The following is a 21,797-nucleotide window of genomic DNA, read 5'->3' on the forward strand; positions in this document are numbered from 1 at the left end:
CAAAGGGAAAGGTCTGCCTTCCTCTCCCTTCTTCCCCCTCACAAACCTCTCCTCAAATATTATGATGTTTTAATAAATAAACTGGCAATAGCATTAACGGCTGCCATAGTTAATGGTTCGTCAAATGCGGCAGTAGATGCATTTACAGAAAATCCAAGTCCTGGAATATTAATACCTAATTGTACTACATTATCTTCACCTGCATAATTTGCCGCTGCAGCAGGCACCCCGCTGTCATTAGCTCCGGTAATCCATGGTCTCAATGCAGTTACTCCTCCTCCCGCTGGTGCCTGACGCATCTCACGGATGTGCGCAGCATGTCTAGCTTCTACAGAATGAATCTGCAAAGCTGTCTGTAACACACTTGGGCTGCCCATTAAATTTGCTGCCTGACCTTTGTAGGCTCTTACGCCCGTATCTTCGAATACCTGGGCAACAGCCAGAAAAGTAGGATAATCAGTAAATACAGCATTAAAATTACCTTGTGCGGTAAAATCAAACTGCGAAGCTGTAAATGATACAGGCGTACCTCCTGATCCGGTGATCGCTCCTTTTAATAAATTAACGTGAGCCAGCTCATGATCACGGATATTAGTTAGTGCTGCCAATGCCGGAGTTCCGGCTGGGATCAAACCTGGTGTATTTAATCCGGTCTGATAAAAGTTATATTCTATATATTCCAGTGTTAAAGCAAAATTCAGCACACCCAATACACTGGTCGTTGTTTGCCCATAGGCTTTTTTAAACATAGAACCCAAAGCCAGTGGAAGAGCTGCCAAAGCTACTTTAGAACCGAAACCGTAAAATTGTTTCATGGCCGCTCTGCGTGGATTTAAGCGTTCATATACTTCTCCATCCACTTTTTCAATTTCTTCTAATATGTTGATGATATTCATGATTTCCTGATTAAGAAGGTAAATTAGAGGCGTTAATTTGTGTTGACAGATAGGCTTTAGCTATAGATAAAACGGCAAGAGGTGATCTTGCAGCATCTAATCCATTAACATCGATCACAGTGTTATCCGCAAAAGTTCCGTTAGATAGCAAATCACGGATCAATGCAGCATGACGAGCCTCAACTGAAACGATTTTTCCGGCGATCAATAAATAATCTGCCGATTTAATTAATTTACCTGCCCCGTTGTAAGCTGATACACCCAAATCTTCAAAGGCTTTAGCAGCTGTCAGGACACTTGTTCTATCAGTAAAATTGATAGCCGAAAAGTTTACAGTTAAGGCTTGTATAGCATTAGTCCCTAAAGCTTTTTTGAAAAACTCACGATGTGCCAGTTCATGGTCCCTGATGTCAGTCAGCAAGGACAACTCATAAGGCGAAATATTCGTGTATGGAGATTTTACGACTGTATCATAAAATGCACCTTCTAACTGTTCGAGTGCATAAGCATAATTTAATATACCTAAATCTCCACTACCCAAATCAACACCAGTGCTAAGCCCATTATCATTGTTGTGATCTTTTTTACAGCCGGCAGCTATTAAGGCTGCCCCAGCCACGCCTGCTCCTGCATATTGCAGAAACGATCTGCGTTGCAGTTTGGCAGTCAGAATACCGCTCTCTTTGTACAGCAATTCTGTCTCTTGTTCTTGTAAACTTTTCATAAGAAATATTTTTATAATATGGTTCAACAATGTGAGGGCCCCCATGATTATACCGTGACATACGCGAGATAAAACGCTTTGGTTTTTGAGTTTTGAATAAAAATTCTTGTCTCCCCTATTTTTTTGATAATTTCACCTTATAAAAATATCGGCCCGTGTTCAATGTGATTATAGTAGATGATGAAGAATTTGCGCGTTCTTCACTTTATTTTCTTTTACAGGAAAATTGTGAAAATGTACATATCTGTGGGATTGCAAAATCTGTGGATGAAGCCAGGGAATTGCTCTCTCAGCATGAGGTCGACCTTATTTTTCTGGACATCGCTATGCCTGGTAAAAATGGGTTTGAGCTCATTCCAGATGCGAAACTAAACCACGCACAGGTAGTTTTCACAACAGCCTATGATCAGTATGCGCTCAAAGCAATTAAAGCTAATGCGCTGGATTATTTACTAAAGCCTATTGATATTGATGAACTCAAGGAAACCGTAGAAAAGGCTTCGAGATATATCAGGTTGAGTGATCTGGAATCGGAGAGAAATGAGCGTTTAAAAAACTTAGCAATTAATTTAGCCGACCGGACAGAAATCAGGAAACTGAGTCTGCCTAATGGCCAGGGTTATACACTAATTGATCTGAATGAAATTATCCGTATCGAGGCTGACAGCAATTATTCCATCTTTCACCTGGACAACAGGGAAAAGATTACCGTATCGAGGGTTCTCAAGGATTATGAAGAAATTTTACCTGAAAACCAGTTTATCCGTATACACAAATCAAGTATTGTCAATTTAAATTATTTAAAAGAGTACAATTCCAGGAATGGTCTGGAAGTTTTATTGACAAACGGAGAGAAAATTGCTGTATCTCGCAGAAGGGCGAGTATTTTTGCAGAAAAAGTTAAACAATATACCAGCTTCACCAGTGATAAATAAAACAAAAAAGCCGGGCATAACGGGATTTATTCTACTTATCCTTTTACTTGTTTCAGGTTTTTTTAGCTATGGTCAAACCACTTTCATTAAACATTACAGTACCAGGGATGGGCTTCCAAGTAATAATTGCTATTTTATTTTGCAGGATCAGAAGGGGTATATCTGGGTTTCTTCTGATGCTGGTGTAAGCAGGTTTGATGGAAAGGTATTTGAAACATTTTCTGTAGATGACGGCTTACCTGATAACCAGATTATCAGAATTAATGAGGACAGGTCTGGCAGAATATGGTTTTCAGCTCTGAATGGCCAGTTAAGCTATTTCAAGGACGGTGTGATCTATAATGAAAGCAACAATATATTACTGAAATTATTAAAATTTAACGGTGTTGTCACCTCATTCTTTGAGGATAGCAAAGGCAATATATGGTTCGGAACCAACAAAAATATGCTGGCCCGCTGGGATGGCAGATCACTGAAAAAATATACTTCAACAGATCACTCCGGCCAGTTTATCAATACTTTCGTCTATGAGGACAAAATGGGTAGAATCTGGGCATCCAGTGCACATTGTCTGCGTCTTTTTGATGGTAAAAACTTCAATAAAACATCATCTGGTATCAATCAGTTGTCTTATAAGACCGCAGAGAACCTGCCAGACAGAACTATGTTTTTCCTGGATAATAAAGGACTGAATCTCAAAAATGGGGACCAGCAGACGCTGACCATGAAAATTGACAGCGCCCTTCTCTCTGACAATCCTGGTTATTTCTATGCTGAGAATGAGCAGGAACTCTGGATGACAACAGGTTCAGGAGTTTATCATCTGGAAGCAGGTGGAGTTCAAACACATTATTTACCTAACCTGACGACAAACCAGGTTATCAAAGACAACAGGGAAAATATGTGGTTCACCACAACCAATGGGATTTACATGCTGCCAAAAAAATCGAAAAGGGTCTACATTATCGACAATCACAATGGCTTAAGCAGTAATACTGTTAAAAGTGTAATGAAAGATCATGATGGCAAATTATGGCTGGGAATGGATAACGGAAAGATCAACATCCTTAAAAAATCTGGTCAGCAAATCAGTAAAATCGATCTCCCTGACAAAAAGAAATTTAATGCCATTAAACAATTAAGTAGTGATTCTGACGGAAAAAATATTTTTTTCAGTTCGGATTATGGTTTAGGGATGTTGCGCAATAATACTGATCCGGGGAAGAATATCAGTTATCTTCAGGAAACTCATAATTCCGGATTTGTCTTGAAAAACTTCAGTATAAGCAGTAAAAACCGTCTTTCGCTTGCCTTATCTTCCGGAGTGGTTATCCTGGATGACCCTTTCCATAAGTTATCGTTTGCTTCATCCGATTATAAGGACGGAAAAAACTTTTTCAGCAGCAGATCGTACCGGGTTTATTATGATAAAAATGATCAGTTGTGGTTTTCCAATGTCAACGGCCTCTCAGAATTAGCTGGTGGGAAACTGACCAAATGGTATCAGCAACATCCATTATTCACCAAAAGGATCAATGATATTGCGCAGTTGCCAGATGGAACAATTGTGCTGGCCACAGATGGTTATGGAGTTCTCATTTTAAAAAACAATCTGCTGATCAGGCAGCTGACCAGAGAAGACGGACTGGCCAATAATATTTGCAAAAAACTATTTATTCAGCATGACCATATCTGGGTCATTACCAATAACGGGGTAAACAGGATTTCACTGAACGGAAAGAACCCTGTAGAATCATTTGAATACACTAACAGCCTGCTGGATAATGATGTCAATGAGTTATATATTGACAAGGATACTGCTTATTTTGCAACGAATCATGGACTGGTCTTCTTCGCCAACACCCCTTTTGACAGGAATAAGGAAGTACCTAAAGTACTGATATCAGCTGTTATAAGTAACAGAAATTCATTGAAGATCAATACTGCCCCATTTAACTTAGCACCGGCAGATAATAACATTACCTTCTATTACAGCGCCCTCGATTTCCAGGACAACAATATTTTATACAGATACAGATTAAAATCGACCAATGGATGGACGGAAACCAAAAACAGAAGGCTGGAGTTTTCCTCTCTCGAACCAGGGCAATACAAGTTTGAACTGAGTGCAAAAACAAATAACAGTCAGTGGAGCAAGCCTGTGGGGGTCACCTTCCTTTTAAAAGCTCATTTCTGGCAATCCTGGTGGTTTATATTTTTGATACTGCTGATTGCAAGCTTCAGTTTTTATAAAATTGCTGTCATTGTAACCAAACAGCAAAAAGATAAAGAGCAGCAAAGGCTCTTGCTAAAGAACAAAATCCTGATGCTGGAACAACAGGCACTGCAAGCTATGATGAACCCTCACTTTGTATTTAACGTAATGAATTCTATACAGCATTATATCAATACCAAAGACACCTCATCTGCAAATAAGATATTGACTGGTTTTGCCAAACTGATCAGAAAAAACCTGGACATATGTACCAAAAGTTTTATTTCCCTGGAGGAAGAAATTGAATATCTTTCTCTTTATCTGGCACTGGAAAAGAAAAGATTTGGAGAAAAATTCAGTTATACGATCAATATTGCCAAAGATATCGACCAGGATGAAACGATGATTCCTTCCATGATCCTGCAGCCTTATATTGAAAATGCGATCTGGCACGGACTGATGCCTATGGAAAATGGCGGACGGATCTCTATTGAAATTCATCATCAGGAGCCTGACTCCCTGTTGATTCAGATTATCGATGACGGGATAGGTATCGAGAACTCGCTGAAGATAAAAAGAGAAAAACATGAGAGTAAAGGCATGAGCCTTACACAGGAAAGGATCAACCTGATTAATCAGATTGAGGCAAATCCTATACAAATCAGCATCAGACAGAATGGTAATTCGGGCACAACTATCTCAATTCTAGTCCCAAACAGATAGCTTTTACCGTTTACTCAATGATACCTACCACTTACTAAGTATTATTCGTTTCGATTGAAATTTGCATTAAACTTGTTATAGATATTAAAACAAACATAGTTTGTAAAACGCGTTCTTATAGAATTGGCAAAAGATATTTTTAACCTAACCTAAAACTTATCTCAATTCAGGTTTCATTTGTGTGTTAAAAAGTGGTAAAGTAAAAGCTTTACCACTTTTTTTTTGCCCCCTAATGTTAAAAAGACCTTGTTTAAAATTCATTTGCTAATTTACAGAGACAATAATTGATCTGATCAGCAACCTCTTGAAGATCTTCAGGCAAAATTTGAAAAAATTCTTTTTTTGAAAAGCTTTTTATATTAAATTTGATTAAGCAAAAAATGATTAAAAACAGCTTTGATGCTATTTAAAAAGATTTTTTGTATTTTTAACGTATCAACAACCTCTGGTAATTTTATTTAAGACAAATGACAACTCCAAAAAAATCTGTTAAGAAAAGTTCATTAGATGATCAGGCACAGGACAAAGAAATGAATGATGATAATTCTTATGGCTCCGTCGAGAAAAAGAAAACTTATGACGACGACGATGATGACTTTGATATGCCATTAGATGACCTTGATACGTTCGACGACTTTGGTGATGATGATGATGACTACTAAATAATCCTGTCAACCCATATAGAGCATCTTTAAAAAAAGATGCTTTTTTTTTATTTAAATTCAATTAAATGCAGCTAGTTCCCGTTTCCAGTTCACAGACAAAAAAAGAATTTTTAAAGGTTCCACACGATATCTATCAAAATGATCAGAACTGGATTTGCCCCCTGGACCAGGACATTGAAAAAGTCTTCGATCCGGGAAAAAACCCTTTTTTTAAACACGGTGAATGTACCAGGTGGATACTGAGAGATGAACAGGGAAAGACGATCGGAAGAATAGCTGCTTTCATCAATTCAAAAAAAGCATTTAACTATGATCAGCCAACCGGCGGCATAGGGTTTTTCGAATGCATCAATAACCAGGAAGCCGCTTTTAAATTATTCGAAGCGGGTCAGCAATGGTTGAAAGAACGTGGAATGGAAGCCATGGACGGCCCGGTCAACTTTGGAGAAAACGATAATTTCTGGGGACTGCTGGTTGAGGGTTTCACTCCCCCATCCTATGGAATGAATTATAACCCGGTATATTACCAGGCTTTTTTCGAAAATTACGGTTTTGTAACTTCCTACCAGCAGATTACCAATCATCTGGAAGTCAGAAAACCTTTCCCTGAACGTTTTACAAAAATCGCTACCTGGGTAGCCAATAAACCTGGATATACCTTCGAGCACTTTTCTAAAAAGAATTCAGCCAAATATGTACAGGACCTGATGGAAATCTATAATGATGCCTGGAAGGACTTTGAAAATTTTGTCCCCATCAAAAAAGAGACCCTTGAAGAGAGTTTCAAACAGATGGAGGCGATAATGGATGAAAAACTAATTTGGTTCGCTTACCTGAACGGAGAACCGGCTTCTTTCGTAGTTATCATACCTGATGCTAATCAAATGATTAAGAACTTTAAGGGAAAACTGGGTTTAATAGAAAAACTGCAATTTGTTTACCGGAGATGGAAAGGTGTAAACAGAATGAGAGCGATTGTAATGGGTACAAAAACTGCTTATCAGAAACACGGACTGGAATCTGCTTTATTCATTAAACTTAAAGAATATGTTTTGCCATTGAATCAATATGATGAACTCGAATTATCCTGGGTAGGTGATTTCAATGATAAGATGCTTGCTATTCATCAAGCGACAGGTGCCACTTTTGGGAAGCGACACCTGACGATGCGTAAAATCTTCTCTTAAAGAGAAGATTTTCTATTTTTCTCTGATTTCCTCGTAAAGATCAATAACCTTCTTCTGAAGTTTAATAATCTCTTCTTCTCTCAATGAGAGTTTCGCTTTTAAATTATTGATCTCTTCAAAATTTACCGACTGTGGATTCTCTCCCTCTTTAGAGATAATGTCCATAGTAGAAACTTCAAATAGATTAGCGATCTGAGCAAGCCTCGAGATATTAATATCCGTAATTCCTGTTTCGATTTTCGAAAATGCGGGAATTGAAATGTTAAGTCTTTTAGCTACTTCGCCCTGACTCCAGCCATTTTTCTGGCGAAGCTGTCTGATGTTCTTACCGATGATGTTCATTGTTATAAATTTAGGTGTGTTTTGTTCTTTAAGTATTCAACTCACGTGCCAGTTTAATTAAATCTATACCACCAAAGTTACCAGAGCTCATTAACAATAGGTTAGTTTGGTTAAAATCTAATTCTCTCAAGTATTGCTCAAGAGTAGAGGCATTATCAAAAAACGTAAGCTTTTCGCTATTAAATGCTGTTCGAACATCCATTTCTGTGAAAGGCTTAATTTTTTTTTGTTGAAATGTTTTTATATCTATATATACGATAGGATTGTCTGCTTGGATCATCGTATCTGCATATTGTAGTAAAAAATTTTTATTTAAACTACTAAATGTGTGTAATTCTATACAGGCTACTAACTTTCTTTCCTCAAACTGTGACTTTACCGCCTCAATGGTAGCTTTTAATTTTGAAGGAGAATGTGCGAAATCTTTGTACACATTAGTGCTTTTTTCCGTGTTTAACAACTCAAGCCTTTTTGCAGCTCCCTTAAACGAAGTAATCGCCTGATTAAATTTATCTTCAGAAATCCCTATTTCTTTACAAACCAATTTCGCCGCACTTAAATTCATCAGGTTATGGTCACCAAAAATTTTCAGCGGTAAATTCTCCGGTAATAAATAAGTTATACCATTAGTAACGCAATGAGGGGGAATTTCGTATTCCTCCTTAATAATTTCCTTTGAAGTATTTTCAACCAATTTGTGTAATTCTTCATCAGTCTTACAATAAATTAATTTACCTCCTGGCTCAATAGTATCGATGAAGAGTTCAAACTGATGTAGATAATTTTCAAAAGTGGGAAACACATTCACATGATCCCAGGCAACACCGCTGATTACCGCGATATTTGCTTTATATAAATGAAATTTTGGTCTTCTGTCTATCGGAGAGGCTAAATATTCATCTCCCTCAATAATAATTAAAGGAGCAGAATCAGTGACTTTAACCATCGTATCGAATCCTTCGAGCTGAGCGCCTACCAGATAATCGAAATCTTTTTGATAATAATTCAATACGTGCAGGATCATTGAAGTGATAGTCGTCTTACCATGACTTCCTCCTATCACTACGCGTAGCTTATCCTTAGTCTGTTCGTAAATATATTCGGGATAAGAATAGACTTTCAAGCCCAATTCCTGCGCCCGCAATAATTCAGGATTATCTATCAGTGCGTGCATTCCCAGAATGACAGCATCCAGATCCGGAGTGATTGATGCAGGATCCCAACCCAGTTTTTCTGGTAGAATCCCATACCTGGATAATCTGCTTGCCGAGGGCTCAAATATCAAATCATCTGACCCGGTTACTTTAAATCCCTTCTTATGCAAAGCTATCGCCAGATTGTGCATTGCACTTCCTCCAATAGCTATAAAATGTATTCGCATCTCAAATATTAAAAAAAATAAAGCAAAAAATACTTTTTTTTAGAGCCTTTTTAGATTTAGATGCTCAAATTGTTTATAGCTTATCTTTAAGCGAAACGAGGATTATTTATTTCTGGTAGCCTTCCTACCTGAAATGAATAAGACGATGTTGCAGCTAAAAAGAAGCATAAACAAATGAGCAGATGAATCTTTAAACAGGCTCTTATTATGCCTTTATAAATCTGGCGGCTACCCAGTCTCCAATTTTTTTATGATCGCAATAATTTATCCCCAACGCCTCACATGCATCCTTAATCATCTGTAAATCTGGTTCTTCATAAAACCCACTGAAGAAAATCTCTCCTCCGCCTTTTAATACACCGGCATATACAGGTATTTGATCCAGTAAAATATTGCGGTTAATATTGGCGAGAATAATATCATATGTCCTGGCAGGAATAACTTCTTTTCCACCACACAATGCAGTGATATTGTGAATATTATTCAGCAGTGAATTTTCTTTTGCACTAAGGTAACATACTTCATCGTTATCGATAGCAATTAATTCTCCTGCACCTTTTTTAGCAGCAAGAATAGCCAATATGGCAGTACCACATCCCATATCCAGGATCAGTTTACCAGAAACATCGCTTTCCAGTATGTACTGCATCATCATGGTTGTTGTCTGATGATGCCCCGTCCCGAAAGCCATCTTGGGATCTATAACAATCTCATATTTATATTTTGGTTGGTGAGGATGAAAAGTCGCTCTTACGTAACAGGTCTCATCAATGATCAGGGGCTCGAAATTTTTCTCCCACTCTTCATTCCAGTTTTCTGCAGCAATTTCGGTTACAGTATAATCGTAATCGAATTCACCTTCAAACTGAAGAAGGATATCCTTAAGGTTCTCTTCCCTATAGCTATCGGAATCTATAAATGCAGAAAACCCGTTTGTAGTCTCTTCAAATGTGTTGAATCCGATTTCAGCCAGTTCACTAATTAATAAGTCTTGTTGATATTCCTGAATCAGCCTAAAGCTGAAAGTAACCTGAATATATTGCATTAAGCGTTAAATGTTTTTACAATATCCGCAAAATCACGTGATTTCAGTGAAGCTCCACCTATTAATCCACCATCAATATCTTTCTGAGCAAATAACTCTGCCGCATTTTTGGGGTTACAGCTACCTCCGTATAATATAGATATTTCTTCAGCAGCATCTTCTCCGTATTTACCAGCAACTTCAGCGCGTATAAATTCGTGTACTTCCTGGGCTTGTTCAGCCGTAGCAGTTAGTCCTGTACCTATCGCCCAAACTGGTTCATAAGCAATAACTACCTTTGAAAATTCTTCCTGATTTAAATGGAAGAGACCATTCTCCAGCTGTCCTTTTAAGATTTCAAAGAAATTACCATTGTTTCTTTCGTCTAATGTCTCGCCAATGCAAAAAATAGGTGTTAATTGATTAGTTAAAGCAATATTAGTTTTTTCAGCAAGCAAAGCATCGCTTTCAGCAAAATACTGACGGCGTTCTGAATGCCCTATAATTACATATTCACAGCCAACAGACTTGATCATTTTTGCAGAAATTTCACCGGTAAAAGCTCCGCTTTCATTTTGATGACAATTTTGAGCACCAATTTTAACAGTCTCACCACCTAATTTCGATAAGCTGTTTAAATGGATAAATGGAGCACATATGATAGCAATCTGATCGCCTTTTTTCTCATCTCTTACGATGTTAACGATTTCTGAAAATAATGAAATACCTTCCGCATAGTCGGTATTCATTTTCCAATTTCCTGCTACTATTTTCTTTCTCATAATTAAATCTATTATTATTTTAACTGTATTCCTATTTTTTGATATTAAAGCAAATGATTGAAATTATAAACACCACTTCAAGTCGCGTAATTACACATATAGCTGATAAAAATACACAAACTCTCTTAAAAATATCTATAATTTGAAGTTATTTCAAAAATCGATGCCAATATATCTTTTTCTATCTGATTAAATTGAACATTTTTACGTTCAAATACTTTTTCTGCTGTTTCGAACATTTTTTCAAGACTATAAACCTCAAATCCCTGTGGTCCCCCCCAGGCAAAATCAGGAATAAAGTTCTTTGGATACCCTGCACCGAAGACATTTGCACTAACTCCTACTACAGTACCAGTATTAAACATTGTATTTATACCGCATTTTACATGGTCAGCCATAATTAAGCCACAAAACTGAAGTCCTGTTTTCCTGAATTCCTGACGCTCATAATCCCATAACTTAACCTCGGCATAGTTATTTTTAAGATTAGAGTTATTCGTATCGGCTCCTATATTACACCATTGCCCCATGACCGAATTACCGAGATAACCTTCATGTCCTTTAGAAGAATAGCCCCAGATTACGGCGTTATTAATCTCTCCTCCCACTGTACTGAACGGCCCGATAGTGGTTTGCCCATAAATTTTGGTACCCATCTTCACTCTTGAGTTTTCGCCCAGGGCGAAAGAACCCCGGATATGGCTTCCTTCCCATACCTGTGAATTTCTCCCTAAATAAACCGGGCCTGTCAGGGTATTGAAAGTAGTACATTCTGCCGTCACGCCTTCCTCTACAAAGATTTCGTCTCCAAGAACGACATTAGTCGTACTCAGTTTTCCGGAGGTCCGGCCTTCTGTTAAAAGACTAAAATCAGCTCTTAACTGCAAATCATTATTTCTGAAGATATCTTCCGGAAATCTGATCCGGGTAAAGGTTCCTTTGTAATTAACAGGACGCAATCCTGATGCCTGTGATAAATCATGTATTACACCGCCATTAATTTTATAGGCGATTATGAAGTTATCCTGTAAAAGCACCTCTCCTTCCTGAAGATCACTGACAGCTGCAAAAAGATTTTGATCGGGACAAACTGAACCATTTACAAAAATATCAGCATCTCTGCGGACAGGGTATTTGGCTGAAAGATAACCAGCTGTACAGAATCCAGTCTGGTTAGCAGAATACTTTTCCCATTTTTCGGCGATTGTTAATATACCTAAACGCAGATCGGCCACAGGCCGGGTAAAAGTAAGCGGCCTTAGGGATAAAGCCGAATGATCATCAAATAAATTAATCTTCATCTGAATATATTGGTTTTCGTAGTAGTACTTATTATCAAGCCATTGCAATTGGCAATATAGAAAATTGTCCGGCTTAAGGTGTTTTATATTATCTTATATAAATGGACAAAAATAAAAAAAGTCCCGAAGCTTAGCATCGGGACTTTAGAATTATTTCTTCTAACTCTAGGATTATTTCTTAGCGTAACGAGTTTTAAATTTATCGATACGACCTGCTGTATCTACCAATTTCATTTTACCAGTATAGAACGGGTGAGAGGTGTGTGAAATCTCTAATTTATAAAGAGGGTACTCGTTACCATCTTCCCAAGTCACAGATTCTTTAGTCTCTACGCAAGATTTAGTTAAGAAAGCGTATTCGTTAGACATATCTTTAAATACTACGAATCTATAGTTTGATGGGTGAAGATCTTTTTTCATAATGAATATATACTTATTTGTACTTATTTGTCGCTTATTTTGAAGGATGCAAATATCCTAATTATATTTTTTATTTACAAGGATTATTAAAAAATTATGTACTATACTTTTTCCTGGTTTCTATTTTCTGCATCTGCCTTCTAATATATTCATCTGCAATTACTTCAGCAGATGGCAGTTCCGACTTACTGATCAGTAAAGATTTTAATCTTTCTTCATCTACATCGGTACGATATAAAATGTTCATCATTTTAGAGATATCGTTATCCAGTAACCAGGAGAAGGCATAAACCATCTTCTCTCTCAACTGCACCACCGACAGCTCATCTTCCAGCTCAAAATCGTTTCCGATAAGTCTGCTGAGTGCTTTAAAATCATCCATTAAATCTTTTATTTTATTTCCTGACACAGTTCAACCAACACCCCCTTAGTCCCTTTAGGATGAACAAAACAAATCAGTTTATTGTCTGCGCCAAATTTAGGTTCTTCGCTCAAAAGTACAAAACCTTCATTTTTTAATCTTATCATCTCGGCGTAAATATCATCGACATCAAATGCAATATGATGAATCCCCTCTCCTCTTTTCGCAATAAAGGAAGCTATCGCGCTGTCTTCAGCAGCAGCAGAAAGAAGTTCAATTTTATTTTCTCCAGTAAGAAAAAAAGCTGTGTCCACCCCCTCTGAGATTACTGATTCCCGTTTATAGGCCGCTGTACCCAACAATTTTTCATAAAGCCTGCAGGACTCATCAAGGTCTTTTACAGCTATCCCTATATGTTCAATTTTATTCATGCTGACTTTAAACGTTAAACGAATGTAAAAATGCATGTTTTAACTATACCTTCATAGGGATTATTTATATTCTTTGGCAATCTTTTTTAGTACCTTTGTTTATCAAAAGAATAAATTATATACGATGGAACTTCCTATTTATCTAGATAATAACGCTACAACCCCCCTTGACCCAAGAGTGCTTGAAGCCATGTTGCCTTACTTCACCACCAAATTCGGTAATGCCGCAAGCCGTAACCACGCCTTTGGCTGGGTTGCAGAAGAAGGTGTTGATTATGCACGTGAACAAGCTGCTAAACTAATTGGCTGTACTGAGAAAGAAATTATTTTCACTTCAGGAGCAACAGAAGCAGACAACCTTGGTATTAAAGGTGTGTTTGAGATGTATCAGGATAAAGGTAATCATATTATCACCGCTACAACTGAACATAAAGCAGTTTTAGATACATGCAAACACCTGGAGAAATTAGGTGCAAAAGTTACTTATTTACAGGTTAAAGAAGATGGTCTGATCGATCTTGCTGAATTAGAAGCAGCGATGACAGAACAAACTATCCTGGTTACGATCATGTATGGCAACAACGAAATAGGTGTAGTTCAGCCGATTAAAGAAATATCTGCTATTGCTCATAAATTTGGTGCCCTGTTTATGACTGATGCAACACAGGCTGTAGGTAAAATACCTGTAGACGTGAATGCTGACGGAATTGACCTGCTTGCTTTCAGTGCACATAAAATGTACGGACCTAAAGGTGTTGGTGTATTATATGTACGCCGTAAGAACCCAAGGGTTAAAGTAACTGCTCAAATGGACGGTGGTGGTCATGAGCGCGGAATGCGTTCAGGAACACTAAATGTTCCGGGAATCGTTGGTTTAGGTAAAGCCTGTGAATTATGCCGTCTGGAAATGGACGAAGAAGCTAAACGTCTTTCAGGTCTGCGTGATAAACTGGAAAGTGCATTATCAGTAATGGAAGAAAGTTATGTAAATGGTAATACACAACATCGTTTACCTCATGTAGCTAATATCTCTTTCAAATATGTTGAAGGTGAAGGATTGATGATGGCCATGAAAGATCTGGCTGTTTCATCTGGTTCTGCCTGTACTTCAGCTTCGCTGGAGCCATCATACGTATTAAAAAGTTTAGGTCTTTCTGATGATCTGGCACATTCTTCTATTCGTTTTGGTCTTGGACGTTTCACTACGGAAGAGGAGATTGATTATGCAATTGAAAACACTAAAAAAGCAGTTAATCACTTAAGAGACCTGTCTCCGCTTTGGGAGATGTTTAAAGAAGGAATTGATTTAAGTAAAATTGAATGGGCTGAGCACTAGTCTCAGGCTTCTATCTATAAATTAAAATATTTAAAATAGATCTCCCGAAAAAGAGGTCTGGAGGAAAATAAAAATGGCATATTCAGAAAAAGTAATGGAACACTATACCAACCCCCGCAACGTTGGTACTTTAGATAAGGATAGTAAATCAGTTGGTACGGGCTTAGTAGGAGCACCGGAATGTGGTGACGTTATGCGTCTTCAGATCGAAGTTGACGAAAACAATGTAATTACTGATGCTAAATTTAAAACCTTTGGCTGTGGTTCTGCAATTGCTTCTTCTTCTTTAGCAACAGAATGGTTAAAAGGAAAAACTGTAGATGAGGCAATGACTATTGACAATATGGATATTGTTGAGGAATTAGCTTTACCTCCGGTAAAAATTCACTGTTCGGTATTAGCTGAAGATGCAATCAAATCTGCAATCAACGACTATCGTGTAAAAAATGGTATGGAGCCAATCGCTTTACCTAAATCACACCACTAAAATACTGTCTGAGATTAAAAAAACCAGTATACGGATGATTAGAATCTCAGAAAATAATTTTGAATCGGCAAGATAGTTTCAGAATTTAATAATTAAGCATATGATCACCATAACAGATAAAGCGAAAAGCAAGATTGATAATTTAATGCTGGAGTCGCAAATGGATACTACTTACTTTTTACGTGTTTCAGTAAAAGGTGGAGGTTGTTCAGGCTTATCCTACAATTTAGATTTCGATAACGAAGAGAAAACAGGAGATCAGTTTTTTGAAGATAAAGGAATCCGCATCGCCCTGGATATGAAATCATTTTTATATCTGGCCGGTACTGAACTTGATTTCTCAGACGGACTAAATGGAAAAGGCTTTAACTTCAACAACCCTAACGCAAGCCGTTCTTGTGGATGTGGAGAGAGTTTCTCTGTTTAATCTTATAAATTATATTTGGAAAGGGCACTTTATCGTGCCCTTTTTCTATTCAGAAAATTTGCACTGACCGCAATATAAAGGGATTATGAAAACGCCAATTGTGTTTTTAATGTAAAAAACTTTATTATTGCCCTCGCAAAAAAAATAACATGGTATCATTTAACGAATTCTCTACCGTTCCCAGTCTTTTAAGAAACGTAGTAGAAAACATTCACAAACCTGAAGAAACATTCTTAATACATAAAAAGAATAATGAATGGGAAAATATCTCATTTAAGCAGACGCTTGACAAAGCTGACTACGTATCTGCATTCTTTTTAGCACAGGGAATAACCAAAGGTGACAGAATGGGCCTGATGATTGAAAACGGTCCCGATTATGTGTATTATGATCAGGGGATCCAGCAGATTGGCGCAATCAATGTATCCATTTATCCTACCTTATCTGAACAGGAGGTAGAATATATTATTAATGATTCGGGCATAAAAGCTTTACTTGTTGGCAATCCTTTTCTTTATAAAAAGATCCTGAAAATATCAGATAACTGCAGGCACCTTCAATATATTATTCCTGCTTTTGCAGAATACACCAAAACGGTTATCCCTGAAGGACTGAACAAAAGTATCATCAGTTTCGGGGAGGTCTTAAAACAGGGCAAGGAACTGCTATCTACTTATCAGGTTAAAATAAAAGAAGCCAGAGCAACTGTACGTCCTTCAGATATATCTTCCCTGATCTATACTTCAGGAACTACCGGTACTCCGAAAGGAGTAATGCTCTCCCATAGTAACTTTGTGGAAAATGTAAAGGTTTGTCTGCAGCAGATCCCGGTAATTGATGAGACAGACGTATTTTTATCTTTTCTCCCTTTATCCCATGTCTTTGAAAGGACAGCTACTTATCATGTATGCTGCGCCCAGGGATGCAAAATTGCCTACGCACAAAGTCTGGAACTGCTAGCCAAAAACATGGCTGAAATCAGACCTACGGTTATGAGCTGTGTACCTCGTTTACTGGAACGTATTCATGATAAAGCTATAAAAAGTGGTACAGCCGAAGGCGGATTAAAAGCTAAGATATTTCTTTGGGCACTGGAAACAGGGCAAAATTACCGCCAGAAAATTGAAGCTGGAAAATCAGCGGGTATCATCCTGTCTGTAGAAAAAAGCATCGCTGAAAAATTAGTATTCAGTAAAATCAAAGAGAAAACTGGTGGAAGATTAAAATTCATGATTTCGGGCGGAGCAGCCCTTCCTAAAAATGTCGGGGAGTTTTTCGGTAATCTGGGTATTAAAATCCTGGAAGGATTCGGCTTGACGGAAACATCGCCGGTAATGGCTGTAACTGAATATGACAGACAGGTATATGGCACTGTAGGTAGAATTATTCCTGGTATTGAGGTCGCCATTCAGAATATCGAAACCAAAGAGATGATCAGCATACAAACACATGAATCATTTCAGGAAAATTTTGAATGTGAAGAAGGAGAAATTATAGTTCGCGGACATTGTGTAATGCAAGGGTATTTTAATAAACCGGCAGAAACTGCCGAAGCTATAGATAAAAACAACTGGTTTCATACTGGTGATATCGGTCGCTTCTACAAAGGTAATCTTCAAATTACCGACCGCTTGAAAAACATGATCGTGAATGCTTATGGAAAAAATGTTTATCCTACTCCAGTTGAAAACATTTACCTGAAAAGTCTTAAAATTGATTCACTATTTTTAATTGGAGATAAAAGAGAATATCTGACCGCTATTATCATTCCCAACAGAGAAAGTTTGCAGGAAAAGTTCAACTTACCAGATGCTTTCTTTACGAAACCGGAGATCTTTATCAATGAACCGGAGATCGTGGAGTGGATTGGACAGGATATCAGGAAGCTATCCGGTGAATTATCAAAATTTGAACGGATTAAAAACTTCAGGATTAAAAGAAATCCATTCAGTATCGAGGATGGTGAGATTACTCCTACCATGAAAATAAAGCGTAAAGCGGTCGAAAAGATCTATGCCGAGGCTATCAATGAATTATATACCGAATCAGTTGAGGCTGATTAAAAGCCTGTTTAAACAGGCTCTGGAATTTTCTAAAAAAAACAGGCTCTAATTTACTATTTTTGCAAGGTATCTGAATGGAAACGTTCAGATCACTCACAAATCAGAGCTTATCCGGCAACAGCCGAATATAATAACACATATGAGTACAGGATTATCAGAATTAGAAATATTGCGTAGAAATGCGCTAACCCAGTTACGTGAACTGGGCATTGATCCTTATCCACCAGAAGGATATGAAATCAATACGAATGCAGCCGATATACTGGCTAATTACGAAAACAATAAGGATGCCTATCAGCAGGTTAGTTTTGCAGGCAGAATTATGACCCGACGTATTATGGGTAGCGCAGCTTTTGTAGAAATACAGGATGCTTCAGGCCGTATCCAGGTCTATTTAAAAAGAGACGAGCTTTGTCCTGATGAAGACAAAACATTTTACAATACAGTTTTCAAGAAACTAATGGATCTTGGTGATTTCGTCGGAATTAAAGGTTATGTATTTACTACCCAAACCGGCGAGATATCTGTACACGTTACTGAATTCAAATTACTTTCAAAATCATTAAAACCTCTTCCTATCGTAAAACGTGACGAAGACGGAAATATATTTGATGGTTTTACTGATCCTGAATTAAGATACAGACAACGTTATGTGGATCTTACCGTAAATCCGGGCTTTAAACAGATCTTCATGACACGCTCTAAGGTAATCAACACCATGAGAGCTTATTTTGATCAGGAAGGCTGGATGGAAGTAGAAACACCGATTCTGCAACCTATTCATGGTGGCGCTGCAGCGCGTCCGTTTGAGACACATCATAATACATTGGATATGCCTCTGTATCTGAGAATTGCTAATGAGCTGTATTTAAAAAGATTAATCGTTGCTGGTTTTGACGGTGTATATGAGTTTGGCAAAATGTTCAGAAATGAAGGAATGGACCGTACGCATAATCCTGAATTCACTTCAATGGAAATTTATGTCGCCTACAAAGATTATATCTGGATGATGGGTATGGTAGAGGAATGTCTTGAAAAGGTAGCAATGGCTACACATGGCTCTCCTATTGTCAAAGTGGGGGAACATGAGATTAACTTTGCAGGCCCGTACGAGAAACTGACCATGTACGAATCCATCCAGAAGTACACCGGAATTGATGTTTCTGACATGACTGAAGACCAGCTTAAAGCGACCTGCAAAAGTCTTAACATTGAGATCGACGCTACTATGGGTCGTGGAAAACTAATCGATGAGTTATTCAGTGAAAAAGTTGAAGCTAATTTAATCCAGCCTACTTACATCACCGACTATCCGATTGAAATGACTCCGCTGGCTAAGAAACACCGTAGTAAAGAAGGACTGGTAGAAAGATTCGAGCTTTTTGTAGTTGGTAAAGAAATAGCCAATGCCTATACTGAGTTGAATGATCCGATTGATCAGAAAGAACGTTTTGAAGATCAGTTAAAACTGGCTGCAAGAGGGGATGACGAGGCTATGGCGATGGATGATGATTTTATCCGTGCATTGGAATATGGAATGCCTCCTACTTCTGGTTTGGGTATCGGTATCGACCGTTTAGTGATGTTGATGACCAATCAGTCCACTATTCAGGAGGTTCTTTTCTTCCCTCAGATGAGACCTGAGAAGAAAGCTAAGGTAACCAGTGATGAAGATTTTGTCAATGCAGGAATACCAGCAGAATGGGTTCAGGTGATCCGTAAAATGGGCTTTAACACCATAGAAGACCTTTCGGGTGCTAACGCCAATAAAGTATTTAATGATTTAGGCGGTATGCGTAAAAAGTTAAAGCTGGAACTGACTATGCCAACAAAAGAAGAGGTAACCGCCTGGTTCTCTTAACATAATCATAACAAAAAGTTAAAGGCTTGCTGTAAGGAATTACAACAAGCCTTTTCTATTTTTAACAAACAATAAAATTGAATGTTATGAATAACTCTAGTCTTGAGATAACTGAAAATGAATACTGCATTAAACTAAGTAAAGATGCTTTTGACCTGTCTCTTATACGTCAGTTGATCAAGAGAATTCAATCTGAACAATTGTTCTTCAGCAGAAAAAAAGAGTACATGGAGGATGATATTATTAGCAGAGGTGAACTCGGAACCGTTGAAAATTTTGACAGTTTATACGATAAATAAAAATAGCCACGTAAAGTGGCTATTTTTATAATACTATATGTATGTTCTTCTCTTAACTACCTGTATCTTACCTGTTGTTGTTTATCCAGCATTCCCAACTGATCTTTCATTTGTTTGATCTGGTCTGCCAGTAATTTATTTTTATCAGCTTTCTTAGCTTCTGTCAGGTACATCTGAGCTTCTCTCTTATTACGTTTTCCCATTGAAATACCAGCTAAACTCAGTTTAGCCAATGCTATATTATGATCCATCTGCATTCCCAGGGCCAAAGACTTCTTGAAATACTTCTCTGATTGCATAGGTGCTTTTCTCGATTCAATTAAACCAACCAGCAAATTGTAATAACCGTGCTGAACTCTGATCAGCTGCGTCTCATAATTGGTGATTCTGTTTAAATAACGTTCAGCCTTAGGCATATCATCTTTACGCAGGAACCATTGTGCAAGAAGCATATTCTCATTGTAGAAAAAGGTCACTACAATTAAAATACTGATCAATACAGCTAAAATTCCCCAACCCCAAAAACCGAAAATCATGAGTGCTACAGCAACTCCCAATCCCACAAAAGCTGCAATAAGTCTTACTACGTTTGGCATATCTATTTTTAATTATTTCGTGCAAATATCGTGTTTATATACCAAAAATCAGATTTAAAATTATAATTTAAACAAAAAAACTATTCCTCTCCAGGCCCGTTTAAATTTGATTTAACAGATGAATTTTAAACAGGCGCTAAAGATGCTTATCTTTGGTAAAACCTGTCTCTGATTCTCTTTACAGAGACTGCACAGGTCCCTGATTATAAAAATAGTACTGATTGATTATGCCTGATATGTCTGCCCGCAGTAAACTCATGGAGTTTCCGGAAATGAAAGAAAAGTACGATCTGGAATATCCTGATTATAAACCAGATCCTGTCGTACTGCAACAATTAAAACCGCTGTTAGAAAACAAGGAAATCATTATAGTTATGGGTGTGTGGTGCAGTGACAGCAGATTGCAGGTACCACACTTTTATAAAATCCTGGATGAATCGGGTGTCGAAGAAAAAACAATTACCCTGATTTGTGTAGATGAAATGAAAAAGTCAGCCAATGGCTTAACGGAGAATTTAAGTATAGAGAAGGTACCTACGTTTATTTTAACAGCCCATCGCAAAGAAATAGGTCGTATTACGGAGTGGCCGGAAGCTACTCTGGAAATTGATATGGTTGAAATATTAAAACAATAAAGAATGTCAGCAGCATTAGAACCAGGCTGGTTAAACGTCCTGGAACCTGAATTTGAAAAACAATATATGAAAGACCTGAAAGCTTTTCTGTTACAGGAAAAGGAATCAGGTACACTAGTTTACCCCAAAGGGGCTGATATTTTTAATGCCTTTAACCACACCCCATTTGATCAGGTCAAAGTCGTAATCTTAGGACAGGACCCTTATCATGGAGATGGTCAGGCACATGGATTATCCTTTTCGGTACAAAAAGGAGTAACTACTCCCCCATCGCTGAAAAACATTTATAAAGAACTCGAAACCGACATAGAAGAATTCAAAACACCAAACCATGGTAATCTTACTGCCTGGGCAGATGAAGGCATTTTATTATTAAATGCTTCACTTACAGTCAGGGCACATGAGCCAGGATCTCATCAGGGAAAGGGTTGGGAAGCATTTACTGATCAGGCCATCAGCCAGTTATCGAAGCAAAAAACAGGAATTGTATTTTTATTATGGGGGAAATTTGCACAGCAGAAGGCTGTATTAATTGATGAAACGAAACATACAATTCTAAAATCTGCACATCCCTCACCTTTCTCTGCCTATAATGGATTCTTTGGCAGTAAACCTTTTTCAAAGACTAACGCAATTCTGATATCCGAAGGACGTCAGCCAATTAACTGGCAGATCAGCTGATCCACCTTTAATTGGCTGACTCTTT

At 37.7% G+C, this 21,797-nt stretch carries 23 protein-coding genes; 12 read left to right on the forward strand and 11 right to left on the reverse strand.

The features are described from left to right. Nucleotides 1-59 precede the first annotated feature (59 nt). Together HDF25_RS19790 and HDF25_RS19795 are read right to left on the reverse strand one after the other, a co-directional pair. Complete coding sequence (locus tag HDF25_RS19790; RefSeq protein ID WP_184628018.1) at nt 60-896, reverse strand: ferritin-like domain-containing protein; 837 nt, start codon at nt 894-896, stop codon at nt 60-62. A 10-nt stretch (nt 897-906) separates the two neighbouring features. Further along, on the reverse strand, nt 907-1,620 hold the full coding sequence (locus HDF25_RS19795) for a ferritin-like domain-containing protein (protein WP_184628021.1): 714 nt from the start codon (nt 1,618-1,620) through the stop codon (nt 907-909). A 164-nt stretch (nt 1,621-1,784) separates the two neighbouring features. On the opposite strand from HDF25_RS19795, the gene HDF25_RS25945 reads away from it, so the two are divergent. From HDF25_RS25945 to HDF25_RS19815, 4 genes are all read left to right on the forward strand, one after another. Further along, on the forward strand, nt 1,785-2,555 hold the full coding sequence (locus HDF25_RS25945) for a LytTR family DNA-binding domain-containing protein (protein ID WP_317618224.1): 771 nt from the start codon (nt 1,785-1,787) through the stop codon (nt 2,553-2,555). After that, complete coding sequence (locus HDF25_RS19805; RefSeq protein WP_317618225.1) at nt 2,545-5,493, forward strand: two-component regulator propeller domain-containing protein; 2,949 nt, start codon at nt 2,545-2,547, stop codon at nt 5,491-5,493. Before HDF25_RS25945 ends, HDF25_RS19805 begins: the two co-directional genes overlap by 11 nt. Before the next feature lie 467 nt (nt 5,494-5,960). Further along, nucleotides 5,961-6,155, forward strand: coding sequence for a hypothetical protein (locus tag HDF25_RS19810; protein ID WP_184628025.1), 195 nt, complete (start codon nt 5,961-5,963; stop codon nt 6,153-6,155). A gap of 68 nt (nt 6,156-6,223) precedes the next feature. Next, nucleotides 6,224-7,345 (forward strand): GNAT family N-acetyltransferase, encoded by a 1,122-nt coding sequence (locus tag HDF25_RS19815; protein ID WP_184628027.1) that lies wholly within the window; start codon nt 6,224-6,226, stop codon nt 7,343-7,345. A gap of 12 nt (nt 7,346-7,357) precedes the next feature. On the opposite strand, the gene HDF25_RS19820 is transcribed toward HDF25_RS19815, so the two are convergent. From HDF25_RS19820 to mce, 8 genes are all read right to left on the reverse strand, one after another. Continuing rightward, on the reverse strand, nt 7,358-7,687 hold the full coding sequence (locus tag HDF25_RS19820) for a helix-turn-helix domain-containing protein (protein ID WP_041884843.1): 330 nt from the start codon (nt 7,685-7,687) through the stop codon (nt 7,358-7,360). A gap of 28 nt (nt 7,688-7,715) precedes the next feature. Then, the gene (locus HDF25_RS19825) at nt 7,716-9,068 is read right to left on the reverse strand and encodes a UDP-N-acetylmuramate--L-alanine ligase (RefSeq protein WP_184628029.1); all 1,353 of its coding nucleotides are present in this window, start codon (nt 9,066-9,068) and stop codon (nt 7,716-7,718) included. A gap of 205 nt (nt 9,069-9,273) precedes the next feature. After that, nucleotides 9,274-10,113: a 50S ribosomal protein L11 methyltransferase gene (prmA, locus tag HDF25_RS19830; protein WP_184628031.1), complete on the reverse strand. Its 840-nt coding sequence runs from the start codon at nt 10,111-10,113 to the stop codon at nt 9,274-9,276. Next, nucleotides 10,113-10,874, reverse strand: coding sequence for a triose-phosphate isomerase (tpiA, locus tag HDF25_RS19835; protein ID WP_184628034.1), 762 nt, complete (start codon nt 10,872-10,874; stop codon nt 10,113-10,115). Before tpiA ends, prmA begins: the two co-directional genes overlap by 1 nt. A 125-nt stretch (nt 10,875-10,999) precedes the next feature. After that, nucleotides 11,000-12,175, reverse strand: coding sequence for a GlmU family protein (locus HDF25_RS19840; RefSeq protein WP_184628036.1), 1,176 nt, complete (start codon nt 12,173-12,175; stop codon nt 11,000-11,002). Between the two features lie 171 nt (nt 12,176-12,346). Next, nucleotides 12,347-12,595: a type B 50S ribosomal protein L31 gene (locus HDF25_RS19845; RefSeq protein ID WP_184628038.1), complete on the reverse strand. Its 249-nt coding sequence runs from the start codon at nt 12,593-12,595 to the stop codon at nt 12,347-12,349. Nucleotides 12,596-12,689: 94 nt separating this feature from the next. Then, the gene (locus tag HDF25_RS19850; RefSeq protein ID WP_184628040.1) at nt 12,690-12,977 is read right to left on the reverse strand and encodes a hypothetical protein; all 288 of its coding nucleotides are present in this window, start codon (nt 12,975-12,977) and stop codon (nt 12,690-12,692) included. 8 nt (nt 12,978-12,985) lie between these two features. Beyond that, a complete protein-coding gene (gene mce, locus HDF25_RS19855) occupies nt 12,986-13,387 on the reverse strand; it encodes a methylmalonyl-CoA epimerase (protein WP_184628042.1) in 402 nt (133 codons plus the stop codon). 124 nt (nt 13,388-13,511) lie between these two features. Between mce and HDF25_RS19860 the strand changes: the two genes are divergently transcribed. The 6 genes from HDF25_RS19860 to HDF25_RS19885 all read left to right on the forward strand — a co-directional run bounded on the left by HDF25_RS19860 (nt 13,512) and on the right by HDF25_RS19885 (nt 19,860). Then, nucleotides 13,512-14,723 carry an IscS subfamily cysteine desulfurase gene (locus HDF25_RS19860; RefSeq protein WP_184628044.1) on the forward strand — a complete coding sequence of 404 codons (1,212 nt, stop codon included), beginning with the start codon at nt 13,512-13,514 and terminating at the stop codon, nt 14,721-14,723. Nucleotides 14,724-14,796: 73 nt separating this feature from the next. Beyond that, nucleotides 14,797-15,210 (forward strand): Fe-S cluster assembly scaffold IscU, encoded by a 414-nt coding sequence (iscU, locus tag HDF25_RS19865; protein ID WP_183878635.1) that lies wholly within the window; start codon nt 14,797-14,799, stop codon nt 15,208-15,210. A gap of 100 nt (nt 15,211-15,310) precedes the next feature. Then, nucleotides 15,311-15,637, forward strand: a complete 327-nt coding sequence (locus HDF25_RS19870) for a HesB/IscA family protein (protein WP_184628046.1) — start codon at nt 15,311-15,313, stop codon at nt 15,635-15,637. A gap of 149 nt (nt 15,638-15,786) precedes the next feature. Next, entirely contained in the window at nt 15,787-17,700 is a 1,914-nt protein-coding gene (locus HDF25_RS19875; RefSeq protein ID WP_184628048.1) for an AMP-dependent synthetase/ligase, read from the forward strand. 139 nt (nt 17,701-17,839) lie between these two features. Beyond that, nucleotides 17,840-19,561: a lysine--tRNA ligase gene (gene lysS, locus HDF25_RS19880; RefSeq protein ID WP_184628050.1), complete on the forward strand. Its 1,722-nt coding sequence runs from the start codon at nt 17,840-17,842 to the stop codon at nt 19,559-19,561. 86 nt (nt 19,562-19,647) lie between these two features. After that, complete coding sequence (locus HDF25_RS19885; RefSeq protein ID WP_184628052.1) at nt 19,648-19,860, forward strand: hypothetical protein; 213 nt, start codon at nt 19,648-19,650, stop codon at nt 19,858-19,860. Between the two features lie 56 nt (nt 19,861-19,916). Here the strand turns inward: HDF25_RS19885 and HDF25_RS19890 are convergent, their stop codons facing one another. Next, nucleotides 19,917-20,456 (reverse strand): DUF2892 domain-containing protein, encoded by a 540-nt coding sequence (locus HDF25_RS19890; RefSeq protein WP_184628054.1) that lies wholly within the window; start codon nt 20,454-20,456, stop codon nt 19,917-19,919. A 227-nt stretch (nt 20,457-20,683) separates the two neighbouring features. Here HDF25_RS19890 and HDF25_RS19895 point away from each other — a divergent pair, with 227 nt between their 5' ends. Together HDF25_RS19895 and ung are read left to right on the forward strand one after the other, a co-directional pair. Next, nucleotides 20,684-21,091: a thioredoxin gene (locus tag HDF25_RS19895; protein ID WP_184628056.1), complete on the forward strand. Its 408-nt coding sequence runs from the start codon at nt 20,684-20,686 to the stop codon at nt 21,089-21,091. 3 nt (nt 21,092-21,094) lie between these two features. After that, entirely contained in the window at nt 21,095-21,772 is a 678-nt protein-coding gene (gene ung, locus HDF25_RS19900) for a uracil-DNA glycosylase (RefSeq protein WP_184628058.1), read from the forward strand. Nucleotides 21,773-21,797 lie beyond the last annotated feature (25 nt).

The organism is Pedobacter cryoconitis (assembly GCF_014207135.1).
Lineage (GTDB): Bacteria > Bacteroidota > Bacteroidia > Sphingobacteriales > Sphingobacteriaceae > Pedobacter > Pedobacter cryoconitis_D.